This window comes from Streptomyces sp. SM1 (assembly GCF_002910825.1).
Lineage (GTDB): Bacteria > Actinomycetota > Actinomycetes > Streptomycetales > Streptomycetaceae > Streptomyces > Streptomyces okerensis.
On sequence record NZ_NEUB01000255.1, the window covers coordinates 1 to 8,629 of the forward strand.

Here is an 8,629-nt window from a genome sequence, read left to right on the forward strand (position 1 = left end):
GCCGGTCCACGGCGACACGTCCCCGGGCCACGCGTCCACCGGCCACGCGTCGCCCGCCTACACCTCTCCCGCCTCGGCGTCGGTGCGCTCGGCCAGCCGCTCGTAGCGCTGCCGGGCGGCCTGCGGGCTGCGCAGGCCGAGCCCGAAGGCGATCTCCGGCCAGGTCATCCCGCGTCCCCGCGCCATCTGCAGCAGACCCGCCTCGAGCTCGTCCATCTCGGCGCGGGCGCGCGGCAGGAGACTCAGCGCGGCGGTGATGTCCGCGCGGTCCACCCCGGGTTCGCCGTCCTCGGGCAGCGCCGCGCCGCTGAGCAGGAACGACACCAGCCTGACCGCCTCGTGAGGGCTGATCATGAGGGGATGGGCCTGCCGACGGCGCTGACCGTCCGTGGCGGCGTGCCGTTCGGCGATGCGGAACAAGGAGGCGTGCTCCCGGTGCGCGCGTGCCGCGCCGGAACTCGGCGGGGTGAAGGGATCGGTGGGCTGTTCAGAGGTGCCGGACATGGAACGAGCCTGCCAAATGAACATTTTGTTGTCAACAAAATACACCGACACCGCGACCGACGAGTTCCGGTGCCCGGTCCGTCCACCCCGTACGACGGACCACACCTGAACCGAGACGAGGACGGCATCATGAGCACCGGCACCGACTTCTCCTACACCCTCACCCGCACCCTGGACGCCCCGGCGGGCACCGTGTGGCGGGCATGGACCACTCCCGACCGGTACGCCCGATGGGCGTACGCCGCCCCCGGTTCGGTCGAGATGGACGTACGGCCGGGCGGCGCCTGGAAGGCCACCGTGGTCACCCCGGACGGCGGGGAGTTCCCCATGACCGGGTCGTACCTGGAGGTCGACGGGAACCGTCTGCTGGTGGTGGGCATGGACGTCCCCGGCAGGCCCGCGCCCGTGTCGATGAGCGTGGAGCTGGACGAGGACGGCCCGCGGACGCGGATCGTGGTCCGTCAGTCGTGCGACACGGCGGAGGAACGCGACATGGCCGAACAGGGCAGCACCATGCTCCTCGACAGCCTGGCCGTCTTCCTGGCCGACGGCTCGAGCGGCTGAACGGCCTCGCGTGGTCCGACCGGCCCGCTGGTGCGACGCTGGGGTGGACACGTTCCGAGGACGAGCACCCTGGAGGGAGACCGATGGGACGCGACGTCCCGGCGCTCACCTTCACCCGCGAGGACCGCCGCCGCTACCGGACCAAGATGCAGGACTGCCTCGACGCGCTCGCGCAGATGCTGCGGGAGTCCCGCTTCGAGGCCGAGCGGCCCCAGGTGGGGCTGGAGATCGAGCTGAACCTGGTCGACGACCGGGCCGAGCCCGCGATGCGCAACACCGACGTGCTGGAGGCGATCGCGGACCCGGCCTGGGACACGGAGCTGGGCCGGTTCAACCTCGAGATCAACATCGCGCCCCGCGGGCTCACGGCGGGCGGCCCCGACGCCTGGGAGTCCGAGATCCGGGCGGCACTGAACCACGCGGAGCGGCGCGCCAGGTCCGTCGGCGCCCATCTGATCATGACGGGTGTCCTGCCCACCCTGCGGCAGGAGGACGTCGGCGAGGGCGCGCTGTCGGAGAACCCGCGCTACCGGCTGCTCAACGACCAGATCTTCGCGGCGCGCGGGGAGGATCTGCGCATCGAGGTGACCGGTGCCGACCGGCTGCGGACCTATGCGGACACCATCACCCCGGAGGCCGCGTGCACCAGCACGCAGTTCCACCTCCAGGTCTCCCCGGAGCAGTTCGCCGGCTACTGGAACGCGGCACAGGCGATCGCCGGGGTCCAGGTCGCGCTCGCGGCCAACTCCCCCTTCCTGTTCGGCAAGGAGCTGTGGCACGAGACGCGGGTACCGCTGTTCGAGCAGGCCACCGACACCCGCCCGCAGGAGATCAAGGCGCAGGGGGTACGGCCCCGGGTGTGGTTCGGGGAACGGTGGATCACCAGCGTCTTCGACCTCTTCGAGGAGAACCTGCGCTACTTCCCGGCCCTGCTGCCCCTGTGCGACGAACAGGACCCCGCGGACACGCTGGCCCGGGGCGATGTCCCCGAACTCGGCGAACTGACCCTGCACAACGGCACCATCTACCGCTGGAACCGCCCGGTGTACGCCGTCGCCCGCGACAAACCGCACGTGCGGGTGGAGAACCGGGTCCTGCCCGCCGGTCCCACCGTCGCGGACACCCTCGCCAACGGCGCCTTCTACTACGGGCTCACCCGCACCCTGGTGGAGGAGGAGCGGCCGGTGTGGTCACGGATGTCCTTCTCGGCCGCGGAGGACAATCTGCGGGCCGGGGCGCGCCACGGCATCGACGCCCGGCTGTACTGGCCCGGGATGGGCGAGGTACCGGTGACCGAGCTCGTCCTGCGGCGGCTGCTGCCGCTGGCGCACCGCGGGCTGGAGCGCTCCGGGATGGACGAGGCGTGGCGGGAGCCGCTGCTCGGCATCATCGAACAGCGGTGCGTGACGGGCCGCAACGGAGCGGTGTGGCAGAAGGAGATGTTCCATCACATCGACGCCACCGCGCACTGCGGCCGCCATGAGGCGCTGCGGCGGATGACGCAGCAGTACATCGACTACATGCACCTCAACGCGCCGGTCCACACCTGGCCCGTGGAATGACGGCGGCGGGTGAGGATCCCGGCTGCCGGGATCCTCACCCGCCGTCCGCCGGCCCGTCCGCCGGCCCGTCCGCCGGAGTTCCGTCGGCCCGTCCGTCAGCCCGGACGCCGTCCGGTCCCGGAGTCGTCGGGGTCGACACCGGTGAAGGCGGACTCGTCCTTCGTGCCGCTGGGGCGCCCGGAGCGACCCCGGCATCCCGTGTCCCGCCTGCCTTCCTCGTCCTTGTCCGCGTGCTCCTCACCGCGCTTCGCGTCGCTGCGCGCGACGTCGCCCGGTACGGACGTGCGCTCCTCCTCGGCGTGCTTGCGGCCCGCTCCGCGCGAGGGCGCGTGCTCCTCCGCGTGGAAGGAGCGGCGGGCGCTCGGGTTCTCCTCCTGCCGTGTCTCGTCGACGTCGGGCGACCAGCCGTGGTGTCCGGTCCCCTGATGGCGTCCGGGCCCGTGGTCCCGTGACGGTTGCGGCTGCTTGCGTTCGTCCGGCATGTGTCGGCCCACCTGTCCGCTCTCGTAGCGGGCGCATGTCACGGCGCCCCGGCAGTAAAAGCCTCCCACTCATCAGAATGCCGGGCATATCGGACGAGGTGGGCCGTCGTGCCCGTACGGCTGACGCCGCATGAGCGTGCCGGCGGCCTGCCAGGTGGACCCAACCGTCACTCCCCCGGGTGACGAGGGGGATTCATGCCGACGCTCCCGGCCCGGCATGCCCGACCATCGCAGACAGCCGGGCCGCCCCTCGTCGGCGGCCGCAGCACCCGGAAAGGCCGTCGCCGTGCGCATCCTGCTCATCGCCAGTGCCGACAACGGCCTCACGCAGCGGGTCCACGCGGAGCTGCGGGGCCGCGGGCACGCCGTCGCCGTCGAGGTGACGCCCACCGGCCGTGACGTGGTCCGCGCCGTGGACCGGCACGACCCCGAGCTGATCGTGGCCCCGATGCTGAGGACGGTCGTCCCCCGGGAGGTGTGGACGGCCCGGACATGTCTGATCGTGCACCCGGGCCCCGTCGGCGACCGGGGCCCGTCCTCCCTGGACTGGGCGATCCACGAGGACGCCACCGAGTGGGGCGTCACCGTCCTCCAGGCCGAGGAGGAGATGGACTCGGGGCCCGTGTGGGCCACGGCGGCGTTCCCCGTGGCACGGGTCGGCAAGAGCGATCTGTACCGGGGCGAGCTGGCCGACGCGGCCCTCGACGCCGTACTGACCGCCGTCGAACGGTTCGCCACGGGCCGCCACTCCCCCGCCGGACAGAGCACCCTCGCGGCCGTGCCGGGCGCCCGGACCCGTCCGCCGATGCGGCAGGACACCCGGCGCATCTCGTGGACCGACGATCCCACCGAAACGGTGCTGCGCAAGCTGCGGGCCGCCGACTCCCAGCCCGGCGTCCGGGACGAGCTGCTCGGCGGGGAATGGTTCCTGCACGGCGGCCATCCCGAGTTCCGGCTGCGCGGACGTCCCGGAGAGCTGCTGGCCACCCGGGCTGGGGCCGTCTGCCGGGCCACGGCCGACGGCGCGGTGTGGATCCCCGAACTGCGGGCCCGTACCGGCCCCGGCGTGCCGCGGGCCTGCAAGCTGCCCGCCGTGCTCGCCCTGGCCGGGCGGCTGCCCCGGATCCCGCGGTCGTCCGCCCCGCGGCTGTGCCCGGCCGGAGACGGCGCACCCTGGTCGGACATCCGGTACCGGGAGGACGGCCCCGTGGGGACGCTGTCGTTCGCCTTCCCGGGCGGCGCGATGTCCACCGGCCACTGCCGCCGGCTGCTGGACGCCTACCGGGCGGCCTGCGAGCGGCCCACGTCGGTGCTGGTCCTCGGCGGCGACCGTGACTTCTTCTCCAACGGCATCCATCTCGGCGTCATCGAGGCGGCACCGGACCCGGCGGCGGAGTCCTGGTCCAACATCAACGCCATGAACGACCTGGTCGAGGCCGTGCTGACCACCACCGACCGTCTCGTCGTCGCCGCGATCGGAGGCAACGCGGCGGCGGGGGGCGTCATGCTGGCGCTCGCCGCGGACGAGGTGTGGTGCCGTTCCGGCTCCGTGCTCAACCCGCACTACCGCCTCATGGGCCTGTACGGCTCGGAGTACTGGACCTACAGCCTGCCGCGGCGGGTGGGCGCCGCGGCGGCGGAACGGCTCACCCGGGAGGCACTCCCCGTCGGTGCCGGCCAGGCCCGGGACACCGGCCTGGCCGACCGGGTGATCGCATGTGCTCCCGCCCGCTTCCGCGCGGAGGTCACCCGGCTGGCTCAGCGCTGGGCGGATTCCTCCGGGGCGCGATCACGGCTCGTCGCGAAGAAGGCCGAGAGCGAGCGCCGGGAGTCCGTCACACCGCTGGCGGCGGTGCGCGAGCGGGAACTCGCCCACATGCGCAGGATCTTCTACGACCCCACCGCGCCGTACCACGCGCTCCGCCGGGCGTTCGCGCGCAAGGAACCGCCGACGGTCCCCGCTGCGCCGCCGGCCGGTGTGGCCGACTCTTGACACGGACCCGGGCCGAGACATCGGCAATGCCGCTTTTCCTCCACAGGAGGCCCTGATGAACGCAAGCCCCCCGGTCGCGAACGCCGAGCCGGAGACGTCCGGCGCCATCGGCACGGACGACAAGCCGATCCACATCCTCTGGATCAACGCCGGGCTGAGCTGCGACGGCGACTCGGTCGCCCTGACGGCCGCCATGCAGCCCAGCATCGAGGAGATCGCGCTCGGCGGACTGCCGGGACTGCCGAAGATCGCCGTGCACTGGCCGCTCATCGACTTCGAATGCGGGCCCGTCGGGGGCGCGGACACGTTCATCGAGTGGTTCTTCAAGGGTGAGCGCGGCGAGATCGATCCGTTCGTCCTGGTCATCGAGGGGTCCGTGCCGAACGAGGCGATCAAGCAGGAGGGCTACTGGTGCGGCTTCGGGGACAACCCGGAGACCGGACAGCCCATCACCACCAGCGAGTGGATCGACCGGCTCGCCCCCAAGGCCCTCGCCGTCGTGGCCATCGGCACCTGTGCGACCTACGGCGGCATCCACGCCATGGCCGGCAACCCGACCGGCGCGATGGGCGTGCCGGACTACCTGGGCTGGGACTGGACGTCACAGGCCGGCATCCCGATCGTCTGCGTTCCGGGCTGCCCCATCCAGCCCGACAACTTCGCCGAGACCCTGACCTATCTGCTCTACCAGGCGGTGGGCTCCGCGCCGATGATCCCGCTGGACGACAAACTCCGCCCCACCTGGCTGTTCGGGGCCACCGTGCACGAGGGCTGCGACCGTGCCGGCTACTACGAACAGGGCCAGTTCGCCACCTCGTACGACTCCCCCCAGTGCCTCGTGAAGATCGGCTGCTGGGGGCCCGTCGTGAAGTGCAACGTGCCCAAGCGCGGCTGGATGAACGGCATCGGCGGCTGTCCGAACGTCGGCGGCATCTGTATCGCCTGCACGATGCCCGGCTTCCCCGACAAGTTCATGCCGTTCATGGACGAGCCACCCGGCGCGCGGCTCTCCAGCGCGGCCAGCGGCGCCTACGGGGCGGTGGTGCGCAAGCTGCGGACCATCACCCTGCGGACCGTGGACGAGGAGCCCAGGTGGCGCCGCACCGGCCGGGAACTCACCACCGGCTACCGGCCGCCCTGGTGACCGGCGCCTCCCTGCCCCGCTGATCCGCCGACCCGCTCACCGACCCGAACGACCGAAGGGCAGCACAGACACAATGGCGACCTCGACGACCACCGGTGACGGCACCGGCCTGGTGGAGATGGCATGGGACCCGATCACCCGGATCGTGGGCAGCCTCGGCATCCACACGAAGATCGACTTCAAGCAGAAGCGGGTCGCCGAGTGCTACAGCACCTCGTCGGTCTTCCGCGGCTACAGCGTCTTCATGCGGGGCAAGGACCCGCGCGACGCGCACTTCATCACCAGCCGCATCTGCGGCATCTGCGGTGACAACCACGCCACCTGCTCGGTGTACGCGCAGAACATGGCGTACGGCGTGAAGCCGCCGCACCTCGGTGAGTGGATCATCAACTGCGGTGAGGCCGCGGAGTTCATGTTCGACCACAACATCTTCCAGGAGAACCTGGTGGGGGTCGACTACTGCGAGAAGATGGTCCGCGAGACCAACCCGGGCGTCCTCGAACTCGCCGAACGCACCGAGGCCCCGCACGCGGCCGACCACGGCTACCGCACCATCGCCGACATCATGCGCTCGCTCAACCCGCTGGAGGGCGAGTTCTACCGGGAGGCGCTCCAGGTCAGCCGGTACACCCGGGAGATGTTCTGTCTGATGGAGGGCCGCCATGTGCACCCCTCCACCCTGTACCCGGGCGGCGTCGGCACCATCGGCTCGGTGCAGCTCTTCACGGACTACATGACCCGCCTCATGCGCTACTGCGAGTTCATGAAACGGGTCGTGCCGCTCCACGACGACCTGTTCGACTTCTTCTACGAGGCGCTGCCCGGTTACGAGGAGGTCGGCCGGCGACGGGTGCTGCTCGGCTGCTGGGGCGCGTTCAACGACCCCGAGTACTGCGACTTCGGTTACGCCAGCATGACGGACTGGGGGCGGCGCATGCTCGTCACCCCCGGTGTGATCGTGGACGGCAAGCTGGTCACCAACGACCTCACCGAGATCAACCTCGGCATCCGCATCCTGCTGGGCAGCTCGTACTACGAGGACTGGCAGGGCCAGGAGCAGTTCGTCACCCACGACCCGCTCGGCAACCCGGTCGACCCGCGTCACCCGTGGAACCAGCACACCATCCCCGCACCGCAGAAGCGGAACTTCGACGACAAGTACAGCTGGGTGATGTCCCCGCGCTGGTTCGACGGCAAGGACCACCTGCCGCTCGACACCGGCGGCGGCCCCCTCGCCCGGCTGTGGTCCACCGCGCTGTCGGGACTCGTGGACATCGGGTACGTCAAGTCGACCGGTCACAGCGTCGTCATCAACCTGCCGCGCACGCTGACCAAGCCGGAGACCACCTTCGAGTGGAAGATCCCGAAGTGGTCCAACGCGCTGGAACGCAACCGCGCCCGCACCTACTTCCAGGCGTACGCCGCGGCCGTGGCCCTGCACAGCGCGGAGCAGGGCCTGGCGGAGGTGCGCGCCGGACGCACCCAGACGTGGGAGAAGTTCGAGGTGCCGGACGAGTCCATCGGCGTGGGCTTCACCGAGGCGGTGCGCGGTGTCCTCTCGCACCACATGGTCATCCGGGACGGCAAGATCGCCAACTACCACCCGTACCCGCCGACCCCGTGGAACGCCTCGACCCGCGACACCTACGGCACTCCGGGCCCCTACGAGGACGCGGTGCAGAACACGCCGATCTTCGAGGAGAACTCCCCGGAGAACTTCAAGGGCATCGACATCATGCGCGCCGTACGCAGCTTCGACCCGTGTCTGCCGTGCGGCGTCCACATGTACGTCGGCGACGGCCGGACGGTGAAGTCCATGCACGTCCCCACCGGCCTGAGCGGACTCGCCGGATGAGCCGCACGGACGGCGCCCGGGACGCGGAGACGGCGGGGCGGATGGTGGAGGAGGTCCTCGACCGGCTCGCCTCCTCCGGCGACCGCGCGGCCTGCGAGGCGGCCGAGGAACTCGTGCGCGTGCTCATGGAGTTCTACGGCGCCGGATTCGCGCGGACGATGGAACTGCTCGGCCGGCACCCGGAACGACCGGCCCGCCAGGCCGTGGACGCCCTGCTCCGCGACGAACTCGTGGCGAGCCTGCTGGTGTTGCACGGACTGCATCCGGACGACGCCCCGACCCGGATCGGCCGGGCCCTCGACGCCCTCCCGCACGCCGTGGAGAACGCCGGATTCGACCCGGCCACGGGCGGGTTGCGGCTGCGGATGGCCGGCTCCGGCGGCTGCGGCTGCGGCGGTTCCCGGGACGCCGTCGCACAGGCGGCCCGGGACGCGCTGGCGTGCGCCGCGCCGGAGGTGACGGCGGTGACGATGGAGCCCCTGCCGGCCGACGTCCAGCAGCTGCAGCAGGGCATCGACCCGTACT

At 71.5% G+C, this 8,629-nt stretch carries 8 protein-coding genes; 6 read left to right on the plus strand and 2 right to left on the minus strand.

All coding sequences use genetic code 11. From position 1 onward, the window contains the following. Positions 1 to 57: 57 nt before the first annotated feature. On the minus strand, positions 58 to 504 hold the full coding sequence (locus B9S61_RS05990; protein ID WP_103541254.1) for a DNA-binding protein: 447 nt from the start codon (positions 502 to 504) through the stop codon (positions 58 to 60). A 129-nt stretch (positions 505 to 633) separates the two neighbouring features. Between B9S61_RS05990 and B9S61_RS05995 the strand changes: the two genes are divergently transcribed. After that, entirely contained in the window at positions 634 to 1,068 is a 435-nt protein-coding gene (locus B9S61_RS05995; protein WP_103541260.1) for an SRPBCC domain-containing protein, read from the plus strand. An 83-nt stretch (positions 1,069 to 1,151) separates the two neighbouring features. Beyond that, complete coding sequence (locus B9S61_RS06000) at positions 1,152 to 2,630, plus strand: glutamate-cysteine ligase family protein (RefSeq protein ID WP_103541255.1); 1,479 nt, start codon at positions 1,152 to 1,154, stop codon at positions 2,628 to 2,630. 95 nt (positions 2,631 to 2,725) lie between these two features. Here B9S61_RS06000 and B9S61_RS06005 read toward each other — a convergent pair whose 3' ends face one another. Next, positions 2,726 to 3,112 carry a hypothetical protein gene (locus B9S61_RS06005; RefSeq protein ID WP_103541256.1) on the minus strand — a complete coding sequence of 129 codons (387 nt, stop codon included), beginning with the start codon at positions 3,110 to 3,112 and terminating at the stop codon, positions 2,726 to 2,728. 286 nt (positions 3,113 to 3,398) lie between these two features. Between B9S61_RS06005 and B9S61_RS06010 the strand changes: the two genes are divergently transcribed. The 4 genes from B9S61_RS06010 to B9S61_RS06025 all read left to right on the plus strand — a co-directional run. Continuing rightward, positions 3,399 to 5,105, plus strand: coding sequence for a hydrogenase maturation protein (locus B9S61_RS06010; RefSeq protein ID WP_103541257.1), 1,707 nt, complete (start codon positions 3,399 to 3,401; stop codon positions 5,103 to 5,105). 55 nt (positions 5,106 to 5,160) lie between these two features. Further along, entirely contained in the window at positions 5,161 to 6,249 is a 1,089-nt protein-coding gene (locus B9S61_RS06015) for a hydrogenase expression protein HypE (protein ID WP_181007267.1), read from the plus strand. Positions 6,250 to 6,322: 73 nt separating this feature from the next. After that, a complete protein-coding gene (locus B9S61_RS06020; protein WP_103541258.1) occupies positions 6,323 to 8,104 on the plus strand; it encodes a nickel-dependent hydrogenase large subunit in 1,782 nt (593 codons plus the stop codon). After that, on the plus strand, positions 8,101 to 8,629 hold a 529-nt coding region (locus B9S61_RS06025), incomplete at its 3' end, for a hypothetical protein (RefSeq protein WP_103541259.1). The genes B9S61_RS06020 and B9S61_RS06025, both read left to right, overlap by 4 nt.